This is a genomic window from Caballeronia sp. LjRoot31 (assembly GCF_964253885.1).
Lineage (GTDB): Bacteria > Pseudomonadota > Gammaproteobacteria > Burkholderiales > Burkholderiaceae > Caballeronia.
Genome location: NZ_CAXURX020000003.1, coordinates 823,729 through 848,518, shown reverse-complemented (window position 1 = coordinate 848,518; position 24,790 = coordinate 823,729). Strand labels below are relative to the sequence as shown.

General features: G+C 59.1%; 17 protein-coding genes and 1 pseudogene. 6 read left to right on the top strand and 12 right to left on the bottom strand.

The features are described from left to right. Positions 1-4: 4 nt before the first annotated feature. The 7 genes from urtC to metE all read right to left on the bottom strand — a co-directional run bounded on the left by urtC (position 5) and on the right by metE (position 13,322). Positions 5-1,195: an urea ABC transporter permease subunit UrtC gene (gene urtC, locus ACSQ8V_RS32560; protein WP_436206070.1), complete on the bottom strand. Its 1,191-nt coding sequence runs from the start codon at positions 1,193-1,195 to the stop codon at positions 5-7. A 1-nt stretch (position 1,196) separates the two neighbouring features. Further along, on the bottom strand, positions 1,197-2,816 hold the full coding sequence (gene urtB / locus ACSQ8V_RS32555) for an urea ABC transporter permease subunit UrtB (protein ID WP_436185805.1): 1,620 nt from the start codon (positions 2,814-2,816) through the stop codon (positions 1,197-1,199). 235 nt (positions 2,817-3,051) lie between these two features. Next, positions 3,052-4,350 (bottom strand): urea ABC transporter substrate-binding protein, encoded by a 1,299-nt coding sequence (gene urtA / locus ACSQ8V_RS32550; RefSeq protein WP_436185804.1) that lies wholly within the window; start codon positions 4,348-4,350, stop codon positions 3,052-3,054. Positions 4,351-4,553: 203 nt separating this feature from the next. Next, positions 4,554-5,270, bottom strand: coding sequence for a GntR family transcriptional regulator (locus ACSQ8V_RS32545; protein WP_436208557.1), 717 nt, complete (start codon positions 5,268-5,270; stop codon positions 4,554-4,556). Positions 5,271-5,296: 26 nt separating this feature from the next. Next, positions 5,297-8,908 (bottom strand): urea carboxylase, encoded by a 3,612-nt coding sequence (uca, locus tag ACSQ8V_RS32540; RefSeq protein ID WP_436208556.1) that lies wholly within the window; start codon positions 8,906-8,908, stop codon positions 5,297-5,299. 12 nt (positions 8,909-8,920) lie between these two features. After that, positions 8,921-10,750: an allophanate hydrolase gene (gene atzF / locus ACSQ8V_RS32535; RefSeq protein WP_436208555.1), complete on the bottom strand. Its 1,830-nt coding sequence runs from the start codon at positions 10,748-10,750 to the stop codon at positions 8,921-8,923. A gap of 292 nt (positions 10,751-11,042) precedes the next feature. Continuing rightward, entirely contained in the window at positions 11,043-13,322 is a 2,280-nt protein-coding gene (metE, locus tag ACSQ8V_RS32530; RefSeq protein ID WP_436208554.1) for a 5-methyltetrahydropteroyltriglutamate--homocysteine S-methyltransferase, read from the bottom strand. Positions 13,323-13,426: 104 nt separating this feature from the next. Between metE and ACSQ8V_RS32525 the strand changes: the two genes are divergently transcribed. Then, positions 13,427-14,341 carry a LysR family transcriptional regulator gene (locus tag ACSQ8V_RS32525; RefSeq protein WP_436208553.1) on the top strand — a complete coding sequence of 305 codons (915 nt, stop codon included), beginning with the start codon at positions 13,427-13,429 and terminating at the stop codon, positions 14,339-14,341. A gap of 22 nt (positions 14,342-14,363) precedes the next feature. On the opposite strand, the gene ACSQ8V_RS32520 is transcribed toward ACSQ8V_RS32525, so the two are convergent. Beyond that, positions 14,364-15,290, bottom strand: a complete 927-nt coding sequence (locus ACSQ8V_RS32520) for a LysR family transcriptional regulator (RefSeq protein ID WP_255631814.1) — start codon at positions 15,288-15,290, stop codon at positions 14,364-14,366. Positions 15,291-15,365: 75 nt separating this feature from the next. Between ACSQ8V_RS32520 and ACSQ8V_RS32515 the strand changes: the two genes are divergently transcribed. Then, positions 15,366-16,106, top strand: a complete 741-nt coding sequence (locus tag ACSQ8V_RS32515; RefSeq protein ID WP_436208552.1) for an SDR family NAD(P)-dependent oxidoreductase — start codon at positions 15,366-15,368, stop codon at positions 16,104-16,106. A gap of 168 nt (positions 16,107-16,274) precedes the next feature. Here ACSQ8V_RS32515 and ACSQ8V_RS32510 read toward each other — a convergent pair. The 4 genes and pseudogenes from ACSQ8V_RS32510 to ACSQ8V_RS32495 form a co-directional block, all read right to left on the bottom strand. Further along, a pseudogene (locus tag ACSQ8V_RS32510) lies at positions 16,275-16,463 on the bottom strand (ATP-binding protein); the annotation flags it as partial. Continuing rightward, complete coding sequence (locus ACSQ8V_RS32505; protein WP_436208551.1) at positions 16,370-16,630, bottom strand: hypothetical protein; 261 nt, start codon at positions 16,628-16,630, stop codon at positions 16,370-16,372. The pseudogene ACSQ8V_RS32510 and the gene ACSQ8V_RS32505, both read right to left, overlap by 94 nt. A gap of 68 nt (positions 16,631-16,698) precedes the next feature. Beyond that, positions 16,699-17,049, bottom strand: a complete 351-nt coding sequence (locus tag ACSQ8V_RS32500; protein ID WP_436208550.1) for a DUF4148 domain-containing protein — start codon at positions 17,047-17,049, stop codon at positions 16,699-16,701. Between the two features lie 706 nt (positions 17,050-17,755). Then, positions 17,756-18,676 carry a DUF72 domain-containing protein gene (locus ACSQ8V_RS32495; RefSeq protein WP_436208549.1) on the bottom strand — a complete coding sequence of 307 codons (921 nt, stop codon included), beginning with the start codon at positions 18,674-18,676 and terminating at the stop codon, positions 17,756-17,758. Between the two features lie 140 nt (positions 18,677-18,816). On the opposite strand from ACSQ8V_RS32495, the gene imuA reads away from it, so the two are divergent. The 4 genes from imuA (at position 18,817) to ACSQ8V_RS32475 (ending at position 24,732) form a co-directional block, all read left to right on the top strand. Then, positions 18,817-19,524 (top strand): translesion DNA synthesis-associated protein ImuA, encoded by a 708-nt coding sequence (imuA, locus tag ACSQ8V_RS32490; RefSeq protein WP_213768820.1) that lies wholly within the window; start codon positions 18,817-18,819, stop codon positions 19,522-19,524. Beyond that, positions 19,454-20,947, top strand: a complete 1,494-nt coding sequence (locus tag ACSQ8V_RS32485) for a DNA polymerase Y family protein (RefSeq protein ID WP_436208548.1) — start codon at positions 19,454-19,456, stop codon at positions 20,945-20,947. Before imuA ends, ACSQ8V_RS32485 begins: the two co-directional genes overlap by 71 nt. 6 nt (positions 20,948-20,953) lie before the next feature. Further along, positions 20,954-24,124, top strand: coding sequence for an error-prone DNA polymerase (locus ACSQ8V_RS32480; protein ID WP_436208547.1), 3,171 nt, complete (start codon positions 20,954-20,956; stop codon positions 24,122-24,124). Positions 24,125-24,258: 134 nt separating this feature from the next. Then, positions 24,259-24,732 carry a DUF2501 domain-containing protein gene (locus ACSQ8V_RS32475; RefSeq protein WP_213768818.1) on the top strand — a complete coding sequence of 158 codons (474 nt, stop codon included), beginning with the start codon at positions 24,259-24,261 and terminating at the stop codon, positions 24,730-24,732. The last annotated feature ends 58 nt before the right edge of the window (positions 24,733-24,790 follow it).

The following is a 24,790-nucleotide window of genomic DNA, read 5'->3' as shown; positions in this document are numbered from 1 at the left end:
GCGGTCAATGTGAATGTCCTCCCGCTTTCTTCCGGCGCAATGCCATATCAATGAGCCCCATGATGCCGTTCGGCAACAACAAGGGCACGAGCGTAAAGATCAGGCCCAGGAAGAACAGCCAGTATTCAGGGAAGTTCGCCGTAAAGAAGCTCTTCGCGCCATTCACCGCGAACGCCCCGATGATCGGCCCGATCAAGGTCCCGCGTCCGCCCACGGCTACCCAGATTGCCATTTCAATAGAGTTGCCCGGCGACATCTCGTTCGGGTTGATGATGCCCACCTGCGGCACGTACAACGCGCCCGCAATGCCGCATAAAATGGCCGACACGGTCCAGATAAATAGCTTGTAAGCGAGCGGGCTGTAACCTAAGAACATCAGCCGTGCTTCGCCATCGCGCACGCCCGTCACCACGCGCCCAAGCTTGGACGTCACAATCGCCCGTGCCGCGATAAACGCCAGAATCAGCACGCCCAATGTCATGAGGAACAACACCGTGCGCGTACTGGCCGACGTAATCGGAAAGCCCGCGATACGCTTGAAATCGGTAAAACCGTTATTGCCACCGAAACCGGTTTCGTTGCGATAGAAGAGGAGCATCGCGGCGAACGTCATCGCCTGCGTGATGATCGACAGGTACACGCCTTTGACACGCGAGCGGAACGTGAAGAAGCCGAATATCCACGCGAGAATCCCCGGCACGAGGATCACCAGCAACAGCGCGTACCAGAGGTGTTGCGTGCCCTGCCAGTACCACGGCAGCTTGTGCCAGTCGAGGAACACCATGAAGTCGGGCAGGTCGCTCTGGTAGTTGCCCTCGCGGCCAATCGAGCGCATCAGGTACATGCCCATCGCGTAGCCACCGAGCGCGAAGAACAGCGCGTGCCCAAGGCTCAGGATGCCGCAATACCCCCACACGAGATCGAGCGCCAGCGCGCCGATCGCGTAGCACATGAGCTTGCCGACGAGCGTCATCGAATACGCGGAGAGGTGGAACGTGCTCGACTCCGGCAGCACGAGCGCGGCGATAGGCACGCAGATGCCCATCGCGATCACGAACGCGATCAGCGCAATCCAGCCGCTGCGGGGTAAAAGCGCCGCACGCGGCGGCAGGCCCAATGCAAAGCCTTCGCGCCTGGCTTGCTCGTCGGGTTGCGGCGCAACATCGAGGTTGGCTGAGACGTTGGGTGTAGTCATCTCAAACCTCGGCGCTGCGGCCCTTCAGGGCGAACATGCCCTGAGGACGCTTCTGGATGAACAACACGATCAGCACCAGCACCGCGATCTTCGCGAGCACCGCGCCCCAGAACGGCTCGATCGTCTTGCTGACAAGCCCCAGTCCAAAGCCGCCGATCACCGTTCCCGCCAGTTGCCCGACACCGCCCAGCACGACTGTCATGAACGAATCGATGATGTAGCTCTGCCCCAGATCCGGCCCGATATTGCCGATCTGCGAGAGCGCGCAGCCGCCCAGTCCCGCGATGCCCGCGCCGAAGGCAAACGCATACGAATCCACGCGCGCGGTTTTTACGCCCACGCATGCGGCCATGCGGCGGTTCTGCGTCACGGCGCGTACGAACAGGCCGAGGCGCGTCTTGGTGAGCACGACCCAGGCGAGCAGCACGACAACCAGCGAGAAGCCGAGAATGGTCAGGCGGTTGTAAGGCAATATGAGATTCTGCATGATGGACACGCCGCCGCTCATCCACGAGGGGTTCGTCACCTGCACGTTCTGCGCGCCAAAGATGGTGCGAGTGGCCTGGATCAGAATCAGGCTGATGCCGAAGGTGGTCAGCAGCGTTTCGAGTGGCCGGCCGTAGAGATGTTTTATCACCAGCCGTTCCAGCACAATGCCGACTAAAGCGGCGGCGGCAAACGACACGGGCACCGCGAACAGCGGATACCAGTTGAACGCGCCCGGTGCGTAGTGCTGCACGAGGTTTTGCACGACGTACGTGGCGTACGCGCCAATCATGAGGAATTCGCCATGCGCCATGTTGATCACGCCGATCAGGCCGTAGGTGATCGCAAGACCGAGCGCTGCGAGCAAGAGCACGCTGCCTAGCGACAGACCCGCGAAGATCGTGCCGACAATCTCGCCGCGTCGTTGAATCGAGTTCAGCTCTTCAATGCCCGCCTGGGCTGCTGCGCGCACGCGGGCATCGGGTTCGGCGAAGGTGCCGTCCGCGTTCTTGACGACGATCGGACGCAAGAGTTCGTTCATATCGAGGTCGTGACGCGCGGCGACCAGTTGCACGGCTTCGAGGCGTTTGTTCGGATCGGTATCGTGTAAGGCGGTAGTGGCCCAAAGCGTATCGAGGCGCTTTTTAAGTGTCGGATCGGTTTCCTTGGTGCGGGCTTTATCGACTAAAGGTTTGATCGACGGATCGGCGTTCTTGAGCAATTCATCGATGGCCGCGCGTCGTGTAGCGATATCGGGCGATGCCAGTTGCAAACCCGACACCGCGCCGGATACTTTCGAGCGCAGCAGATTGTTCAAGGTGACCGGTTGCGCATCGGGTGCGTCGACGATCTTGTTGGTGAGCGGGTCCTTGTTGCCGTCGTCGGTCTGGATTAAGACCTTGCCGGCGTCGGTGGCGACCAGAGAACCATCGGAGAGTGCGTTGAGCACAGCGATTGAAGGGGCGTCGGCGTTGGCGATCAGCTTGTCGATGGCGGCGGATTTGGCGTCGAAGTCGTCAGCCGCGAGCGGCGCGAGATCGTTGGCGCTCAGGGCCGCAAAGGCGACCAACGGCATGCAGGCAATCAGGATTGCGCAGAGGCCACGGCGAGCGAAGCGAAGCATCGAATCAGTCATGAATGGCCTGTCAGGTAGAGCGGAGTGCGGTGCGGCTTGGTGCGATGTGTTGCATGTTCCATGCTGCCCGGACTCGTATGAACCGCCGCGGGGTTCTTATGCTTGATTGCGCGGCGGTTCGATGTTTCAACGTTGGTAGTTCGTACTTGCTAAGGCTTAAGCCCGAGGTTCAGGCCTTAGACCTAAGGCATAGCTTTAGGCCCAAGACTCTGGCCCAAGACTTAACCCCGAGCCTTTAAGCCACACGCCGCCGACGCAGGAAATCCGGAATCGAACTCACCACATCCGGCTTGCCTTCGTTGCCCGGAATGTATGGGCTCCACGGCTGCGCGCGCACCGTCGTCTTCGTGCGCCACACGACGTTGAACTGACCGTCGGCACGCACTTCACCAATCATGACCGGCTTGTGCAGGTGGTGGTTCCCATCCATCTCAAGCGTAAAGCCCGACGGGGCGGCGAACTTCTGGCCGATCATCGCCACGCGAATCTTGTCGACATCGACGCTCTTCGCTTTCTCGGCCGCCTGCTTCCACATGTGGATGCCGACAAAGGTCGCTTCCATCGGATCGTTGGTCACGCGCTTGTCGCCGCCCGGCAGGTTGTTCTTCTTGACCCAGTCGGCGAACATCGCCTTGAACTTCGTGTTCTCCGGGTTCTTCAGCGACATGAAGTAATTCCATGCCGCGAGATTACCCACCAGCGGTTTTGTATCGATGCCGCGCAGTTCCTCTTCGCCCACCGAGAACGCGACGACTGGTACATCCGTGGCTTTGAGCCCCTGATTGCCGAGTTCTTTATAGAACGGCACGTTCGAGTCTCCGTTCACCGTCGAGATCACGCAGGTCTTGCCGGCTTGCGAGAACGTCTTGATGTTCGCGACGATCGTCTGATAGTCCGCGTGACCGAATGGGGTGTAGACCTCTTGAATGTCGTCGTCCTTTACGCCCTTGGAGTGCAGGAACGAGCGCAGGATCTTGTTCGTCGTGCGCGGATAGACGTAGTCGGTGCCCAGCAGGAAGAAGCGTTTTGCTGCGCCGCCTTCTTTGCTCATCAGGTATTCAGTCGCGGGGATCGCTTGCTGGTTCGGCGCGGCGCCCGTGTAGAACACGTTCTTGGACATCTCTTCACCCTCGTACTGCACCGGGTAGAAGAGCAGGCCGTTGAGTTCCTCGAACACCGGCAGCACCGATTTACGCGACACCGACGTCCAGCAGCCAAAGGTCACCGCGACCTTGTCTTGCGAGATCAGTTGACGGGCTTTTTCGGCGAACAGCGGCCAGTTAGAGGCAGGGTCGACCACCACCGGTTCCAGTTGACGGCCCAGGACGCCGCCGCTTGCATTGATCTGCGCAATGGTCATCAGCGCCGTGTCTTTAAGCGACGTTTCCGAAATCGCCATCGTGCCGGACAGGGAATGCAGTACGCCCACTTTGATGGGGCCTTTGTCGCTTTGAGCGAAAGCCGAAGGGATCTTGCCAACTACGCCTGCAACCCCCGCTGCCGATGCGACCTTCAGGAACTCACGCTTTTTCATTGACCGTCCTTAACCAGAATGTAAGTTGGATTTAGTCTTGGATACAAGACGGAATACCATTCGCAAATTCTGGGCCAAGGACGTGAAAGCCTTTGTAGAAAAGGCTTCCCGGTGTTCGACAGTCAATCACAGGCCTGCTGATTGACTAGGCACGGTGCGTACGCGCTCAAAACTGGTGCGGTGTGCACGCTTTCGGAGGTACGCTACGAATCATCCTGACTGGCGTAACGCTCGCGTGCGGAATGGAGCATGTAAAGCGTGATGCGCTTCACTTCGGCCTGGCTCTCCGCGATGTGCGCACGGATCATCTCTTGCGCGCCGGAGACATTTTTTGCGAAGATCGCCGACAGGATTTCACCATGCTCCCGATAGGTGGCATCGATACGGGGCGCCTTCGTAAAATCCAGGCGACGGATGATCCGGATGCGCTCCGTTACGTCCTGATGAATGCGCGCCATCTCGTCGTTGCCCACCGCCGCGACAATGCGGGTGTGAAACGCCTCATCAAGCGCTGCCACGACTGTCGAGTCAGCGAGGTAGTGTTCGGTCGGCACACACCATGTCTCACGTAACGTATCAAGCCGGTCCATTGCATCGAGAGCAACGACCCGGGCAATGGCGGAGGTCTCCATCATGACCCTCACTTCGTACAGGTCCTCGAAGTATTTGAAATCGAAAGCGCGCACCTGCCAGCCGCTTTTGAAATGCACTTCGACGTATCCTTCACGCTGCAGCCAAAACAGCGCCTGACGAACCGGCGTCCGGCTCACCTGCATGCGCGTTGCAATATCGCCTTCGCTGAATTTATCGCCCGGCAGCAGCCGGAAATCGAAAATATCCGCCTTCAGTTGCGTATAGATTTGTGCCGCAAGATTGCTGGCATTTTTCGCCGGACCCGCGGGCGTCTTCGTATCCACCATGTGCTTTTCCAACCGATGTGAGCCGATTATTCGAGTGAGACCAAAGGATCCCCAGCGTTGATCATCATACCGGGCTTGCAGTGGAATGTTCCCACGATGCCATCGTGAGGCGCCGCGACATGAAACTCCATTTTCATTGCTTCAAGAATCAAAAGAGGGTCGCCGGCATTCACGCGCGAACCGGGGTCCGCCATGAGCTTCCACACATTGCCCGTAATGTCCGCCGAGACGACAAAGCCTGATAGCTCTGCAACTTCGATCAACTCCCCGGCCGTTTCGGTTACGGCCGATACATGGGTATCGGCCGCAGTATCGGCCGCCCAATGCACGACCTCCGCGTCAAAAGCGAGTTTCTGCCTGGCCCGGAAGACTACAAGTTCCGGCGCGATACTTTCAAGAAAAGCGTTGTATGCGCCTAGATCAAAGACCTCCTCTTCTATCCGAACACCACGCCTTCCTTCCCTGAATCCGTCTCTAAGCACTTCGAGCTCGCGTTCGCTCACCGGATAAAAACGCACCTGATCGAAGAACCTGAGCAGCCAGGGTTTGCCATCGACAAACATCTCGTTCTTGAGGAACTTGTTCCAGATCGGCAACGTGCGTCCAACCAGTTGATAGCCGCCGGGCGAATCCATTCCGTAGATGCACATATAGACGCCACCGATGCCCACCGTGCCCTCGGCGGTGTACGTACGCGCCGGGTTGTACTTCGATGTCACCAGGCGATGCCGTGGGTCAACGGGGACGGCACACGGAGCGCCCAGGTACACGTCGCCAAGCCCGAGAACCATGTAGCTGGTTTCGAAAATGGTATCGCGTACTGCATTGCCCGATTCCAGGCCATTGATGCGCCGGATGAACTCGGTGTTACTGGGCAACCACGGCGCCGTGTCACGCACCGATTGCCGATAACGAACTACTGCCTCGAGTGTCGCGGAGTCCTCGTAAGCCATTGGCAAGTACACAACACGGCTGGGCACCGTCATGGTGGAGATGCCGGCAAGCGTTGCGTCCGTGGCGGCAAGGGCATCAACGAGAGCGCGTTGATGGATTACGCGGCTGTCGAAACGTACCTGCAAGGAACGCACGCCGGGAGAGAGCTCACACACGCCATTCACCGGACTGTTCTTCAAAGCCTCCATCAACGCGTGAATGCGAAAGCGGTGATTGAGATCGAGAACGTTCTCGCCGTATTCGATCAGGATGTACTTGTCGCCCGCTTGGCGGAAGACCGTCTTGGGACGCTCGCCGGACGCAGGCCTCTCAAAGAGGATTGGTGAGCCACGCTCAGCGCTTGCATCTGGAAGTGCGAGGACCGAGGCATCCCATCCTGCGATAAAGGCGTCCTGCGCCTGTTCCAGCGCGAGTGCATCGTCGAACGTCATTTCACGAAAGCGGATCTTGTCACCCGGCTTGACCTGCCCCACCTTCCACAATTCAGCCTTCGCGATGGTCACAGCGCAAACGAATCCGCCGAGGCTCGGGCCATCGCGCGTCAGGATCACCGGCATGTCGCCGGTGAAATTGACACTGCCGATCGCGTACTCACAATCGTGCACGTTCGACGGATGCAGCCCCGCTTCGCCACCGTCGGAACGCGTCCATTGAGGCTTCGGACCATTCAGCCGGATACCAAGACGGTTCGAGTTGTAGTGGACGTCCCACTCGCTCGCAAAGAATGTCTCGATTGATTCCGCCGTGAAGAAGTCAGGGGCGCCGTGCGGACCGTATAACACCCCGATATCCCATGTACGCCCATACCTGGGTACGAGAGAATCAGGGAGCGCCGCCGGGGCGTGCAGGGGCGCCAGGTCAGCCGTCGCAGGCAGGCTCGGGTCAGCTATCGTCAAGACGTCTGCCGGGCGCAACGTGCGGCCCGCATGGCCGCCAAATTGTCCGAGCGCGAACGTGGCGCGACTACCGAGATACAGCGGAACGTCCAGGCCGTTGCGCACCGCGAGATAGGTCCGGCACCCGCTGGTCGCTTTTCCGATGCGCAGGATCTGCCCTGCTTTGATATAAATAGGTATCCGGAACAATACTGGTTTCCCATCCAGCGTCGCATCGGTCGGGGCACCGGTCAAGGCGATGATCGTGTCGCAATGAAACCGCAGCGTAGGTCCGAGCACCGTGGTTTCAATGCCCGCGGCGTGCGGCTGATTACCGACGATCCGGTTAGCCAGCCTGAACGCCCAGTCGTCCATTGGCCCCGACGGCGGCACGCCGATGCCCCAATACCCAACGCGGCCGGGATAGTCCTGGATAGAGGTATAAGTGCCCGCATCCATCACCTCGATCGCGCTCGGCCGATACACGAATGCATCGAGAAACCGCGTCGAGACATCGCCAGTGCGAAAAGCGTCGCTCGCCACCACTTGCCGCAAGTAATCCAGATTTGTCGCTATACCGGCCAGCCGTGTTTCGGCGAGTGCCCGTGTCATCGCCGCAATAGCCGCCGCACGATCAGCGCCATGTACGATGAGCTTCGCGATCATCGGGTCGTAGTGAGCGGACACCTCCGTCCCGGTTTCGACCCAGCCATCCACGCGGATATCGGGAGGGAAGCTGACTTCGGTCAGTGTGCCGGGACTCGGCGCGAAGTTACGCAGCGCATTTTCCGCGTACACCCGAACTTCAATTGCCGACCCTTGCGGGATGATCGGACGATCCAGCGCGGGCGGATGACCGGCAGCCGTCAAAATCATCCACTCCACCAGATCGATACCGGTCACGCTTTCGGTGATCGCGTGTTCAACCTGCAACCGCGTATTGACCTCGAGGAAGTAGAACGATTCCTGAGACGCGTCGTAGATAAACTCGACGGTACCGGCCGATCGATACGAAACCGAACGGCCCAGGTTCTCCGCAGCGGTCCACAACCGTTGTCGAACCGCATCCGATAAATTCGGCGCAGGTGTTTCCTCAACGACTTTCTGATTACGCCGCTGCAACGAGCAATCTCGTTCACCGAGCGCGACGACATTACCCCGGCCATCGCCGAAGATTTGCACTTCAACATGGCGAGCCCGGTCTACAAAACGTTCGACAAACACGCCAGCGTTCGCGAAAAACGACTGCCCCAATCGCTTGACTGATTCGAACGCGGCAATCAACCCGGCTTCGTCATTGCATCGCGTGAGACCAATGCCACCGCCCCCAGCCGTGCTCTTCAGCATGACGGGGTAGCCGAGCCTTGCAGCCTCTTGTCGTGCGTCCGACACGTCGGCAAGCAGGCCCGATCCGGGAGTTAGCGGCACACCGGCCAGTTCAGCAAGCTCGCGAGCGGCATGCTTCAACCCAAACTGCTCCATTTGCTGCGGAGTCGGTCCCACGAATGCAAAACCTTCGGCCTCGCAGCGCGCGGCGAATTCCGCGTTCTCCGACAAAAAACCGTAGCCCGGAATGATCGCCTGAGCACCGCTTCGCTTCGCCGCATCGATGATGAGATCCGCCCGCAGATAGCTTTCGGCCGCGGTGTTACCGCCAAGCGAAATTGCGGCGTCGGCTGAGGAGACATGAAGGCTGTTGCGGTCGGCGTCCGAATAGACCGCAACCGAGCGTATGTTCATGCGTCTCAGCGTGCGAGCAATGCGGCAGGCAATCTCGCCGCGATTAGCGATCAATACGGTGTGGAACATGGAAGTCCCCGATCAGGAGTGGGATGGTACGGTCGTCCTGCTTCTGTCGGCGAGATAGTTTGCCCAGCCGCCGAACCGGGTGATGTCGACAGCGTGGTCCAGTCCGGCGGACTCGCAGATAAAGCCTTTGACGTCGGTTCCATCGGCTAGGCTGACGGTACCTATTCCCAGGGGTGCAGCAACACCGGCCACAAAAGAACCGAACTCGGCAAGAGGCATGTCCCATAGTTCAAGCTGGATCGATGCACCGCTATCGGAACGCATCAAGCCGGGCTTAGGCGGTGTTGTATTGGCCAGTGCAAACAGCTGATAGTTAGACGCTGTAGTGGTGCTTGCAACGAAGCTTGCCCCGCGACTGACCAGCTCATGGTTGAGCGGCATTCCACGCAGATGCGCTCCTACGACCGCGACGCGGATTGTGTTCGCTGGTGCAGCGTCGCGCACCGACAACGTTGCATCCTGAAGATTCAGTGCCAGGCCGGTCGCACCGCGTGCGAGACCGGTGCTGTTATGCCAGTGCTCGGCAAACGCGGCGAGTCCACGCTCCTGCCACGCGTCGCCTATGAACGTAATACCGAAGGGCAAACCGTCTTCGCGAAGACTCGCAGGGACCGACACCGCGCTCCAGTCGAGCAAGTTGACGAAGTTGGTGTATTTCCCCATGTGGCTATTCAAACGCACGGGATCCGCCTGGACATCAGCGATTCGATAATGCGTGGGAGCCGTCGGCACAAGCATGGCGTCGAATCCCGCAAGCAATGCGTCGGCGCGGCGCTTGAGATCGGCAAGCTCGTACACGCCATCAAAAGCATCGGCGGCTGAAAATTCCCTGGCTTTGAAAATGATGTCACGCACGACCGGATGGATATCGGCTTCGTGATTAGTCGCGAATTCGCGAATGGCGGCGTAGCGTTCGGCCACCCAGGCGCCGTCGTAGAGCAACGCAGCGACTTCGTCGAACAGGGTGAAGTCGATCGGCACACAGGTCGCACCCTGCGCCTCAAGCTGGCCGATGGCAACCTGAAAAGCTTGTGCGGCGAAATCATCGCCAAAAAATTCCGGTTGAGCGGGAATGGCGATGCGCGGCGCAGCCGGCATACGCCAATCACGCGACGCTTCCGGTGCGGCACGTGAAAGGCCATCTTCAAGATCGATGACAGCCGCCACGTCATACACGGTCATCGCGTCACCCACAGTCATCGCGAACACGGACACGCAATCCAGCGTACGGCACGCGGGTACGACACCGGTATTGCTGAAGGCGCCACGCGTAGGCTTGATGCCAACGATGTTGTTCAAACCAGCAGGCACACGTCCAGAGCCTGCAGTGTCCGTCCCGAGCGCGAAGGGCACAAGGCCGCGAGCCACGACCGAAGCGGATCCTGAACTCGACCCTCCCGACACGAATTTCGCATTAAACGTATTAGTTGGTACTCCGTAAGGTGATCGAACACCAACGAGACCCGTTGCGAACTGATCGAGATTGGTCTTCCCAATGATGATCGCACCGGCATCGGCCAAACGCCGAACGATCGTTGCATCCTTGTCCGGTGAATAGGCGAACGTGGGACAAGCGGCCGTTGTCTCAAGGCCTTCAGCGTCGATATTGTCTTTCGCTGCGAACGGCACCCCATATAACGGAAGGCGGTCCATATCGCCGCCGACGGCATCGAGCTTTTGAGCGAGCTTGGTCAGGCGAGCGTCCAGCCCGGAAGCGGACACGATAGAAATCCAGGCTGGGTCGTCTGCAGAGAGCGACGCCCTGAGTTCGTGAAGCAGTTCCGCTGGTTTAGCACCGGTTCCGTATGCACGTTTCCAGTCAGGAATAGTCCATCCGAGCATCTGGTATTTCCTCTTGTGTACAAGTTTCGAACTTCATATACAAGAGTTGTGCCAATGGTGGGAAGGTCTTTGTTGATGGGCTTCGGAGAGGTTTTAAAGGAAAATTGGCAGCGTGTCCTGCGGCGGCGGAACGCCCTAAAGTGGCGCCGAACGAGCGGAAATTGGGCGAGTTCGCACCAGTAGCGAGCCCGGCCAGCCACCGGCGTAGCCGATGCCAGTGCGCCGCCCAAAGAACAGACGGCCGCCCGAAGGCGGCCGTCTGTTCGCATTCATGCTTGTCGCTAAATCAAACTCACACGCCCGCGCGCAACGTCTTTGCCGCAGCGACCATGTTCTTGAGCGCGGGGATCACCTCATCCCACTGACGCGTCTTCAAGCCGCAATCCGGATTGACCCACAAACGCTCCGCCGGAATACGCTCAGCCGCTTTGCGCATCAATTGCACAATGTGCTCCTGGCTCGGGATATTCGGCGAGTGGATGTCGTACACGCCCGGTCCGATCTCGTTCGGGTAGTTGAAGTTATCGAAGGCATCCAGCAGCTCCATGTCCGAACGCGACGTCTCGATCGTGATCACGTCGGCGTCCATATCGGCGATCGACGCAATGATGTCGTTAAACTCCGAATAGCACATATGCGTGTGGATCTGCGTTTCGTCCTGCACGCCATTCGCCGTGATACGGAACGATTCAACGGCCCACTGCAGGTATTCGTTCCACTGCGACTTGCGCAACGGCAAACCTTCACGCAGTGCCGCCTCGTCGATCTGAATCACACGCACGCCGGCTCTTTCCAGATCCAGCACTTCCTCGCGGATAGCCAGCGCCAACTGATGGCACGACACCGAACGCGGCTGGTCGTCACGGACGAACGACCAGTTCAGGATGGTGACCGGGCCGGTCAACATGCCCTTCATCGGCTTGGCGGTTTGCGATTGTGCGTACTTGATCCACTCTACGGTCATCGCCTTCGGACGGCTGATGTCGCCGAACAGGATAGGCGGTTTCACGCAGCGCGAACCGTAGGACTGTACCCAACCAAACTGGCTGAACGCGTAACCGTCGAGCTGTTCACCGAAGTACTCGACCATGTCGTTGCGCTCGGCTTCGCCGTGCACGAGTACGTCAAGACCTAGTGCTTCCTGTTCGCGCACGCTGCGCGTGATCTCGCGGTGCATGACGGCCTTGTAGCCGGCGTCGTTCAGTTCGCCGGTCTTGAACTGGCTGCGAGCCTGACGAATCTCAGCGGTCTGCGGGAACGAGCCGATAGTCGTTGTCGGATACGCCGGCAGCTTCAACAAGGCCGACTGCTTCGTGGCGCGTTGCGGGTAAGCGCTTGAGCGACGGCCAAGTGCTGCATCGATTTTCGCAACCGCTGCCTTGACCGCCGGGTTGTGCACGCGCGGCGACGAACGGCGGTTTTGAATTGCGGCGCCGTTCTCAGCGAGCGCCGCCTGCACCGACTGGCGGCCGTCGTTTAGCGCGTGAGCCAGCACCTTCAGTTCATCGAGCTTCTGCAATGCGAAAGCGAGCCAGGACTGAATTTCCTTATCGAGCTTTTGCTCGCTGGCCAGATCGACCGGCACATGCAACAGCGAGCACGACGGTGCAATCCACAAGCGGTTCTGCAATGTCTGATGAATAGGTTCCAGCCAGTCCAGCACGGCGCTCAGGTCGCTTTTCCAGATGTTCCGGCCATTGATGACACCAAGGGACAGCACCTTGTCCGCAGACAGCTGCGCGAGCACTTGCGCAACCTCGGCACGCGCGTTGATCGCATCGATATGCAGACCCTGAACCGGCAGCTTGCACGCGATTGATAAGTTATCCTGCAATTGTCCGAAGTAAGTGGTCAGCAGCAGCTTGGCCTTCGAACCCTTCAACGCGTCGTAGGCCGTGACGAATGCATGCTGCCACGTTGCATCGAGCTCAGTGACCAGGGCTGGCTCGTCGATCTGCATCCATTCAACGCCTTGCGCCGCCAGTTGTTCGAGCAACGCTGCATACACCGGCAACAGGCGCGGCAGCAACGCGAGCTTGTCCGAGTCGTCCTTGGCCTTGCCAAGCCAAAGATACGTCACCGGGCCAATGATGACCGGCTTGGCTTTCACACCGAGCTTGCGAGCCTGTGCCAACTGATCGAGCAGGCGCGACGCATCGAGTGCAAATTCAGTCGATGCGCTGAATTCCGGCACGATGTAGTGATAGTTCGTATCGAACCATTTGGTCATCTCGCCAGCCTGCACGCCGCAGCTGCAAGCCGAGTCATGCGCGGAGCGGCCACGCGCGACGCGGAAGTAATTGTCCAGCGGGTCGCCGTCAAAACCGCGAACCCGTTCCGGGATGTTGCCCAGCGTGAAGCTCGTGTCGAGCACCTGATCGTAGAACGAGAAATCGCCGACGGGCACATGGTCAAGGCCGGCCTGGTTTTCCCAGTGCCGCTGGCGCAGTTGTGCGCCCAAGCCGGTCAGTTCGTCGCGTGACGACTGCCCTTTCCAATAACCTTCCTGCGCGAATTTCAGTTCGCGTTTTGCGCCGATACGGGGGAAACCCAAATTGTGCGTCGTGACCATTGATGTGCCGCTCCTGAAATGAACGGCTCGATCATAGGTTGCGTGGTCTATGAAATATAATGGTCTTTTCTCATTGATCGATTAGTTCCTTTCATGGACGACACATGCTCGAACGAACTCATCTGGCCATTATTCGGGAAGTCGACCGTCACGGCTCGCTGACCGCGGCCGCGAACGTGCTGTGCCTGACGCAGTCCGCGCTTAGCCATACCGTCAAGAAGATGGAGCAGCAGCTTGGGACCGCCGTGTGGAGCCGCGACGGACGCAACCTGCGCCTGACCCAGGCGGGGCAGTATCTGCTGGCGCTCGCGAACCGCGTACTGCCGCAGATGGAACATGCGGAAGAACGCATGAGGCAATTCGCGCTGGGACAGCGTGGGACGCTGCGCATTGGCATGGAATGCCATCCTTGCTACCAGTGGCTGCTCAAGGTGGTGTCGCCCTACCTCGCACGCTGGCCCGACGTGGATGTCGACGTCAAACAGAAATTCCAGTTTGGCGGCATAGGCGCGTTGTTCGGCTATGACATCGACATATTGGTCACGCCGGATCCGTTGCGAAAACCCGGCTTGCGCTTCGAGCCCGTGTTCGACTATGAGCAGGTACTGGTGGTGGGGCGGCAGCATCGGCTGGCGCAAGCACCTTTCATCCTGCCCGATGAACTCGCCGAAGAGGTCCTGATCACGTATCCGGTCGAGATCGATCGGCTGGATATCTATAACCAGTTCCTCATGCCGGCGAACGTCATGCCGAAGCGGCACAAGGTCATAGAAACCACCGACATCATGTTGCAGATGGTCGCAAGCGGTCGGGGCGTGGCCGCGTTACCGCGGTGGCTCGTTGAAGAGTATGCGGACAAGGTCGCGGTGAATGCGGTTCGGCTGGGCAAAAAAGGCATCGCCAAGCAGATCTTTCTGGGCGTCCGTGAAACGGATACGACGATCGATTATCTGAGCGCCTTTGTTGAGCTTGCGCGCGGGTCCGATTGGAATGCAACGGTGGAAACGGAACACGCATAGGCATCCTAAGCTCTGCCAGCCCTTATCGATTCAATCGGTCCTGCATGAAATCCACGAACGCGCGCAGCTTGCGGGGAACGTGGACACGGCTGGGGTAGTAGAGATAAAACCCGGGGAACGTGGGCCACCACGGCTTCAGCAGCGCAATCAGGCGCCCGGCCTGAATGTCGTCGTGCACCTGGACTTCGAACGCGCAGCCAATGCCGGCGCCAGCACGGACAGCCGCGAGGATGATATCGCCGTCGTTGGTCACCAGCGGCCCCGGCACCTCAATGTCGAAGTCACGGCCCTTGTGCGTATATTCCCAGCGATAAATACTGCCCGCGAGACGAACATTGATACACCTGTGCGCGCGCAAGTCCTCGGGCTTGCGCGGCAGCGGGCGTCCTGCCAGATAGCGTGGCGCCGCGAGGGTCGCAATGCGATGCCGGCCGCCGAAAGGCACGGCTACCACGTCCTGCGCCAGGTTCTCGCCAAGGCGAATCCCGGCGTCGAAGCCCCCGCCGACGAGATCCACGAGCGCGTTGTCGCAATGCATTTCCACGGTGATGTCGGGATAGGCCTCCAGGAAGTCGACCAGATGAGGCATCACCAGAATGTCCGCCGCCGTGCGCGAGAGGTTGAGGCGCAGCAGGCCGGCAGGCTTGTCACGTAATTCGTTGACCCCGTCGACGGCGGTCGCGAGCGCGGCAAGCGCCGGTTGTGCATCCTGCAGGAAACGCTGTCCGATTTCAGTCAACCCGACCCGGCGCGTCGAACGGTCGAGCAAGCGCACGCCGAGGCGCCCTTCCAGCGTGCGCATGGTTTGCGACAAGGCTGACGGCGACACACCCAGCTCGGCCGCGGCGCGCGTAAAACTGGCATGGTGCGCCACGCGAGCAAAGGCGGCGATCCCCGGCAGCAGGTCAGGCAGCATCGCCATGTTATGAAGCAGCGCTTCATGCTGCATATTGATTACCCCCCTTAATCCATACCAATCGGCAGCCTATCATGGGCGCTCAATCCTCATGGGAGCACCCCATTCATGAGCAAGCTTTCCGGCAAAGTCGCTATTGTCACCGGTTCATCCAAAGGCATTGGAGCGGGTATCGCTGAACGCCTCGCCGCCGACGGCGCTCACGTGGTCGTGAACTACTCGCGCAGTGCGGAAGACGCAGATGTCGTCGTCAAGAGAATCGTTACGGCGGGAGGCAAGGCCATCGCGGTCAAAGCCGATATTTCCAAACCGGCTGAGATCCAGCCGCTCATCGATGCTGCCCTCGATGCGTTCGGCAAGCTCGATATCCTGATCAACAACGCGGGGGTCTACAAAATGGACTCCCTGGAAACGCTGACGGCCGAGAGTTTCGACGAGCACTTCCACCTCAACGTACGCGGCCTGCTTCTTACCACGCAGGCGGCATCCCGCGTGTTGCCGGCGGGCGGCGTGATCGTCAACATCAGTTCGGGTCTCGCGCACAGTCCCTATCCGATGGTTCACGTCTACTGCGCCACCAAGGGCGCGGTGGACACCCTGACGCGTACGCTGGGGATGGAGCTTGGCCCTCGTAAGATTCGCGTGGTCGGCATTGCGCCGGGTTTCGTCACCACCGAAGGGAATGCGGAATCTGCGAAAGGGATGGCTGAGTTCTTTATCGCCAAGACGCCGCTCGCGCGCGTCGGTCAGCCCAGCGACATTGCCGCAGCCGTCGCCTTCGCTGTTTCGGACGACGCCGGCTGGGTCACCGGATGCACGATCGATGTCGCGGGCGGAATGGTATTTTGATGCGTTTCCTGCTGCACAAGAGATGATTTGTACACGGCGTGTTGCAGATTGCGGCTGAGGGACGGCAACGGAAATGAAGCCCGTACAGTATCAAAGCTTCAGGGACGGCCATATTCCTTAAGCGTGGTGGGGTACTGCCAAGCGTCTATTCCGGCCAAAGCAGAGGATTCATTTGACCAACGGGAAAGTCAGGACGAACCGTGTTCCCTGCGGCTCACTTTTCGCATGTACCTTGCCGCCATGCAGCTCCATGATCGTCCGCACTATCGCCAGTCCCAGCCCGGTCGATCCGCTCGCCGACGCACCGCTCGTCCTCGATGGATCAGCACGATAAAACCGATCGAAAACGCGTACAAGTTATGTTCCAGCAAAACACGACCGGATGAATCGATCACTTCCGCCGACAACGCCTCGTTGCCCATCACCTGACTTTCCAGCCGCGCCCGATGCTGCGTCAGCTCACCCACGTTGGCCAGCTCCTGCGTCAGGCGGCGACGATGCTCCAGCCAGGCTTGATGGTCCACATGACAACTCAGGTCCTGTGCAGGGCAATGGAAATGACCGCGACAGCACAGGGCCTGAACCGCGCCACTTAGCCACCTGCGTAGATGTTGCAAAAGCTGACCGGACCAACGCAGGTCGAGCGCGTAGCCGTGTGCATCGGGGCGCTTGACGATGAAGTGCCGTTCTCGGCCACGCCGCCGTAGGCTTGCGTTGCCAGTTGCTGGCCGTTCTGAGCTGCGATCTTCGCTTCAGCAGCCTGGATGTCGGCCGGGTAGTCGACGTCTCCACCGCGCGCCGGGTTGTAGCCCGCCTGTTCAACACGCACCAGGTCTGCGCGGACTTCAGCGCGTGTCACGGGAGCATTCGATTGTGCAAAGCTGAGAACCGGAGCGGCCAAGGCACCAGCGGCGAGAGCGAGGCAGATAAGTGCTTTTTTCATGATGGATATTCCTTCAATGAGTGTGATTGATTAACGGGCAACCTTGCCCTGAAACGAATGACGCTGTAGTTGCCGGAGTGCGATGACAAGCCTTGAAATTGCTATTAAATGGCTAATCTTCGTTCCGGTTTCCTTTCTTGGTTAAATCTAAATTACCGCGTTCATGCAGTGGCAAACACATCGGCATTGCTGTTATTCCACGATCGATCAAATAATTTCTTCGAGTTGATGCTGACAGACCTTCGTAAGCCACGACTGGCCGCTTTGGCTCTTGCTTGCATACGACGTATGCATGGCCATCAACTTCTATCTGGCCGCAGTGCAATCTCGGTCACTTGCAATCAGTATCGGCTTTCAAGCTTTGCGCGAGACTGACATCAGCATTACCAAATTGTTATCTTTGGCAGGAGGCAGAAAGACTTGGGGAAAGGGGATGAGGGGCGATTCCGTGCCCGAGCCATCGCGAGGGGAGTGCGAGACGAGGCGGTCGTGCCTTATCGATCGCTCATCGAATCCTGCGCAATTGCTGCAAAAAATTAAATCAGATATGCGAAACGCTTTTTTAAGCACCTGATCAACCCTATGCCGTGACAGAGTGCGCTGTCAGGCTTGGCATGTCCGAGAAGATTTTTCATCGTGAGACGGGTATCGCCTTTGGCGTGCTGGCGCCAGGCGTTTTATCCTGACTCCCATCGTCATTACGATGTCAACCGTCGACTGAATGCGCGACACCCAAAGCCCCCGCCAACTTCAGCGCGTTCCTCTGTCCCTGGTCCTCGTAGTTGGTATTGAAAACCACATGCGTCAGTTCGACCGCTTTTGAAATTTCGATAACCTGGCTGGCGAGTGAATCGATTTCATCATCGTTGTACTCGTATTGAAATCTCGACGACGATGCAACCCCACCTTTGACATTCCACGTGTCCTGATTGCGTCCATGCATACGAATCAACGCCAGCCGCGGATGCGTTGTTTCCCAAATGGCGGGGATGCTGTTACTCGACCCCTGCGGTTCATCCACCACCACATTCACCAGTCCGCGCTCACGTTCCATGGCCAGCGTGGAATCGCGGCGCTTTTCGTCGAACCAGGTCTGGTTGCGAAACTCGACCGCCATGGTGTAGCCGTCCATTGCGCCCATGACGTCCGCGCAGTGCTCGACATGCCGGATGCCGTGGGGATTGCAGATCACCCACGGCGCGAACTGGAAATGCACTGCGCCAAGCTTGCCGGCGACACGAAGCGGCTCGATAGCTTCAAAGTACCGGCACCATAATTCCTGCTGCAACTCGCCCGGCAAATCCTTGTAATACAGGCTCGTCTTGCCGTTTTGTGGCAGGTGCGACTGTATGTCCGGCGGAAACATGTCGCGTGCGGTCTGATGCCCCGTGAACAAGCGGAACGCCTTGATGTTGAACACAAACCCGGGCGGTGTCCGCTCAGCCCACAACACTGAATTTGCAGCGTCAGGCATGGCGTAATAGCTGGAATCGACCTCCACCAAAGGGAACACGGACGCGTAATGACGCAACCGGGCCTCCGCGCTCGAACAGCCGGGCGGATAAAAACGCTTGCACTTGATCAGCGTGGGGTCCGTCCACGACGCTGTGCCGACCAGGATGGTCACCGCGCATTCTCCCTACCATTTCCACTACGTTCAGTCGACATAATTTCTCCCCCGTTTTTCCTCCCCATGTTTAAAAGGGGCAGTTCAGGCTCGATCAAATTCAAGGTAGAGTACTGTACATCCATACAGTTAAATTTACCATGTCAGCCCTGCTCAAGAACGTCGAAGACATCCACCCCGCCTTGTGGCGCGGGTCGCAGCTCGCGCGCGCTCAGGGGCAGACCGTCGACACGGGTTATGCCGTGCTGTCGGCCGAACTGCCGGGTGGCGGCTGGCCCTTGGGAACGCTGATCGAGTTGCTGGTGCAGCAGCCGGGCGTGGGCGAAGTCAGGCTGTTACGCCCGGCGCTCGCCGCCGTGAGCCGCCGCCCTATCGCTTTTGTGCAACCGCCTCATAGTCCAAATTCTCTCGCTTTTGCGTATCTGGGTGTGCCGCTCGACAAGCTGCTCCAGGTGCGCGCATCGAAACTGGCTGACGCATTGTGGTCAGCCGAGCAAATTCTCAAGACGGGCAGTTGTGGCGCGCTTGTCTTCTGGCAGCAATACGCGCGCACGGAATCGCTGCGGCGCCTGCACATGGCCGCGCAATCCTCTGAAACGCTGTTCCTGATGGTGCGCCCGCTCGCGAGCGCGGCGGACTCGTCACCGGCCACATTGAGGCTGTGCGTGCGGCCGGCCGGCGACGGTATTGCTGTCGACATCATCAAGCGCAAAGGCCCGATCCGCGCCGAAAGACTGTCCGTCACCCTGCAACCCTCTCCTGTCCTGCTGAGTCCCCATGCCCGTGTACGTCGGCATACATCTACCCCGGTTGTCGCTGGAAGTGTTCCGTCCACGCTGGTCGCGTAGGCCTGAACATGGCTGCGTCGTCCTCGACCGCGACACGGTTTTTATAGCAGACCCGGGTGCCCGCGAGGCCAGCGTATGCGTAGGCATGAAACGCGGCGGCGTCCTCACGCTCTCGCCCGACACCCTCATGTTCGAGCGCGAGTTGAGCCGAGAAAACGACTTGATGCGCGAGGTAGCTTTTTCGCTGATGAAATTCTCACCCATGGTCGCGCTCTGCGATGAGGAAACCATTGTTATCGACGTGACGGCGAGCTTGCGGCTCTTCGGCGGCATCGTGCGGCTGTGTCATCAGATGCGGAACATTGTCGATGCCATCGGCGTCACGGCGCGCCTGAGCACAGCGCCGACCGGCCAGGGCGCGTGGCTGCTGGCCAAAAGCGCCCGGAACGCTCACCTCGGCAAGCGGCGCGTGCTGAAAATGGATTCGCTCGAACGCAAGCTCGGGACGCTGCCGTTCCAGGCCGCGCCGGAAGTGCGGGCTTTCACGGACTGGTTCAACGGGCTGGGTTGCAAGACGCTGAACGACATTCGCCGCCTGCCGCGTGCGGGTCTGAAAAAACGCTGTGGCGTCGCGCTGCTGGACTCGCTCGATCGCGCGTATGGACTCGCGCCCGAGCTCCATGAATGGCTGGCCGTGCCGCCCGCTTTCAGCGCGCGCATCGAGTTGCCCGATCGTATCGAACATGCGGAAGCCATGTTGTTTTCAGCGCGCCGGCTGATCGTGCAACTGTGCGGCTGGCTGAGCGCGCAGCAACTGGCGCTCACGCACGCCACGCTCACGCTGGAACACGAGCGCGGCCGCGATGCCATCGACCCCACCGTTATCCAGATCGCTCTCGCCGAACCCACCTGGCACGAAGAACATCTGCTGCGCTTGTTCAAGGAGCGGCTTGGCCGCACGGAACTCGTGGCGCCGGTGATCGCCATGCGTCTGAGCGCCGCAAAAATACAGCCTGCGGAACCCCCTACCGAGACGCTTTTTCCCGAACCCGGCGGTTCGCCTGAAGACCATAACCGCTTATTGGAATTGCTGGTTGCGCGATTGGGCGCCGAGAACGTGCTGCGTGCGGCGCCTTCATCGGATTACCGGCCTGAACAGGCGAATCGATGGATCTCCGTCACCGACACCACCCATCCTCAAAAGCTTGAAGCCGTGCCGTCCGATCTGCCGCGCCCGACGTGGCTGCTTGAAAAGCCGCTGCAACTGATGATGAAAAGCCATCGGCCGTTCTATGGGTCGTCGCTGAAACTGGTGTCGCCGGCTGAGCGCATCGAGGCGGGATGGTTCGACGGCGGTTTGACAAGCCGTGATTATTTCGTCGCGCAAGCCAGCGATCAAAGTTGCTACTGGATTTATCGCGAGCGGCCCGGGAGTGCCGAGGCCGAAGATCCGCGCTGGTTTCTCCACGGTCTGTTTGGATGATGTGCCGTGGATACGACCTTCTCCATGCTGCCCGCGTATGCGGAGCTTTTCGCGTTTTCCAACTTCACGTTTCTTCACGGGGCATCGCGTGGAGAGGAGCTGGTCGCGCGGGCGGCGCAACTGAGTTATGCCGGTCTGGCAATCACCGATGAATGCTCGCTCGCGGGTGTCGTACGCGCGCATGTGGAGGCGAAGAAGCTGAATTTTCCGCTTGTGATCGGCTCGTATTTCAAGCTCGTCAATGCGGATCTTTCGCCAGCCTTCGGACTCATTTTGCTGGCGACGAACCGCAATGGATACGGCAATCTGTCGGAGCTCATCACCATTGCCCGCATGCGGTCGAAAAAAGGCGCGTACCTGCTCACGCCGAATGATCTGGCACGACCCGATAAAGAGTTCGCCCATCTGCGTGGCATGCCGGATTGCCTCGCGATCCTCGTGCCCGATTTCCCCGCTATCCCCGCAAAACAGGCTGCGCTCGATGCCCAGATCGAATGGCTCGACACCACGTTTCCTCAGCGCGCGTGGGTTGGGTTGACGCTGCACCAGCGCGCGCTCGATGACATACATCGGGGAACCGTCGAGCATGTGGCCGCGTTTCACAAAGTGCCCGTGGTGGCGACCGGCAACGTGGTGATGCACGTGCGTTCGCGAAAGCCGCTGCAGGACACCATGACGGCAATTCGTATCGGCAAGCCGGTGTCGGAATGTGGTTACGATCTCGCTCCGAACGCCGAGCAACATCTGCGCTCCAGGTTGCGGCTCGCGAATCTCTATCCGGAATACACGCTTGGCGAAACGCTCAATGTGCTCACGCGCTGCACGTTTTCACTCGATGAATTGCACTACGAGTATCCGGACGAAATCGTGCCGGAGGGATATACCCACGCTGCTTATTTGCGGCAGGAAACCTATGTTGGCGCGCATCGGCGTTTTCCACTCGGCATTGAGCACAAGGTGCAGGCTCAGATAGAACATGAACTCGAGTTGATCGAGCATATGAAATACGAGGCGTACTTTCTCACCGTCTATGACCTCGTTCGTTTTGCCCGCCGCGAAAATATCCTTTGCCAGGGACGCGGTTCCGCCGCCAACTCTGCCGTGTGTTATTGCCTCGGTGTTACTGAAGTAGACCCGGCGAGCAGCAACATGCTGTTTGAGCGATTTATCAGCAAGGAGCGCGGTGAACCGCCGGATATCGATGTCGACTTCGAACATCAGCGGCGCGAGGAAGTGATCCAGTACATCTATCGTAAATATGGTCGTGATCGCACGGCGATTGCGGCGGCGGTGTCGACGTATCGGCCGCGTGGTGCATTGCGTGAAACGGGCAAGGCGCTGGGGGTCGATCCGCAGATTGTGGATCGCGTCGCGAAGTCGCATCAGTGGTTCGATAACGGTCAGGACCTGCTGCAACGCTTCACCGAATCCGGGCTCGATCCGGAGAATGCGTTGATTCAGTCGTGGGCGTCGCTGGCCGCGCAATTGCTGAATTTTCCGAGGCACCTGTCGCAGCATTCGGGTGGTTTTGTGATCAGCCGGGAGAAACTCACGCGGCTGGTTCCTGTCGAAAATGCGGCTATGCCGGATCGCAGCGTGATCCAGTGGGACAAGGACGATCTGGAAGCGCTGGGGCTTTTAAAAGTCGATGTGCTCGCGCTCGGCATGCTCTCGGCCATTCGACGCACGCTCGATATGGTTTCGGAGAAGTACGGCGAGCGCTTCGAGATGCAGGACATTCCGCGTGACGATGAAGCCACCTACGAGATGATCTCGCAGGCGGACACGATCGGCGTGTTCCAGATTGAATCGCGTGCGCAGATGTCGATGTTGCCGCGACTGCGGCCGAAGAAGTTTTACGATCTGGTGATCGAAGTCGCGATCGTGCGGCCCGGTCCGATTCAGGGCGGCGCAGTGCATCCGTATTTGCGACGGCGTCAGGGTTTGGAGCCGGTGAGTTTTCCAAACGACGACCTGCGGGTCGCACTCGACAGAACCTTGGGCGTGCCGATCTTTCAGGAACAGGTCATGCAGATCGCAATGATCGCCGCCGATTTCACTGCCGGTGAAGCCGATGAATTGCGCCGCGCGATGGCCGCCTGGAAACGCAAAGGCGGACTGGAGAAATACTACGATCGCATTGTGAGTGGCATGACCAGGAACGGTTATAAAAAGGACTTTGCAGACGCCATATTCGAGCAGATCAAGGGCTTCGGTGAATATGGTTTTCCTGAAAGCCATGCGGCGAGTTTCGCGCTGCTTGTGTATATCAGCAGTTGGTTGAAACGGCATGAACCGGCGGCGTTTCTTGCGGCCATGCTGAATTCGCAACCGATGGGTTTCTACTCCCCGTCGCAACTCGTGCAGGACGCGAAGCGCCATGGCGTAGTCGTGTTTCCCGCTGACGTGACGGTGAGCGGCTGGGATTCGGTGCTTGAATACCCGGATGAACGTCGGGGCGATGACAGCAGGCCTGCGGTGCGGCTGGGGTTATCGCTGCTTCGCGGGATGCGGGATGGTGCGGCTGAGCGTATTGGAACTGCCCGTTGTGTGCGTCAGTTCGAGAGCGTGGGAGACCTCGCGCAACGGGCGCAACTTGACCGGCATGATCTGCAGGCGCTGGCTGCCGCCAATGCGTTGACTTCGCTCGCGGGTAATCGACGGGAAGCGTTATGGCAATCCGTGGCCGCAGTGCCCGACAAGGACCTGCTCAACGATGCACGCGTGGAAGATGTCACGCCGCTGCTCGGCGCGCCCTCTGAGGCCGACGATATTATCAGCGACTACAAGGCTACGGGGCTGTCTCTCGGACGTCATCCGCTTGAACTGCTGCGGCCGGCGTTGCTTGAGCATCGGTTGATGTCGGCGGCTACGTTGCGTAGTTACAGGAACGGGCGATTAGCGCGCGGGTGCGGACTCGTGACCGTGCGCCAACGGCCTGGAACGGCGAAGGGCGTGATGTTCGTTACGATCGAAGATGAGACGGGTAATGTTAACGTGATCGTATGGCCTAGTCTGCTGGAGAAACAGCGCCGCGAGGCGCTCGGTTCAACGTTGCTCGCCGTGTACGGTACGTGGCAATGCGAGGGCGAGGTTCGACATCTCGTCGCGCAACGACTGGTGGATATGTCGTATCTGCTGGGTGGGCTGACGAGCGTGAGCCGGGACTTTCATTGATTTTTTCTGATCTTCTTTTATCATCAGCACTCCATCTAAATTGTTTTATCTCAAGCCGGGGGCGTTCTTATTCAACGTCTTGCTTGAAACGCACTATATTAGAGGCTGGTTTTAGTCACCGAAGGAGTCTGAGTATGAAAGTCCGCATGTATCGCAGCACCGTTGCAGGCATTGCAATTGCAATGTTGTTACCTATTTCAGCCGCTCATGCACAGCTTGGCAATTTGTTGAAGGGAGGCGGATCCGATGCGTCATCGTCCAGCGGGCTCAGCAGCCTGGGGAGCATGAGCGGTATGACCAGCGGGTTGACCGGGTCATCGCTGACATCGGGTAGTACCAGCAATGTTGCGGGTGTGCTGCAGTTTTGTATCAAGAACAACTATCTGAGTGGGAATGGAGCGTCGTCGGTTAAAGACTCGCTGATGAGCAAGCTGGGCGGGACGTCGGCTGCGTCGTCGGATAGTGGGTATACCGCAGGGGCGGCGGGACTTTTGAAAAGTGGTGATGGGAAGTCGGTTGATCTGAGTGGGGGTGGGTTGAAGCAGCAGGTTACGAAGCAGGTTTGCGACAAGATTCTTTCGCAAGGGAAGTCGTTGGTGGGCGGGTGATAGTTGGTTTGTTTTTTAGTTTTTAGTTTTTAACCCCGGCGAGTCCTTCGTTCGCATT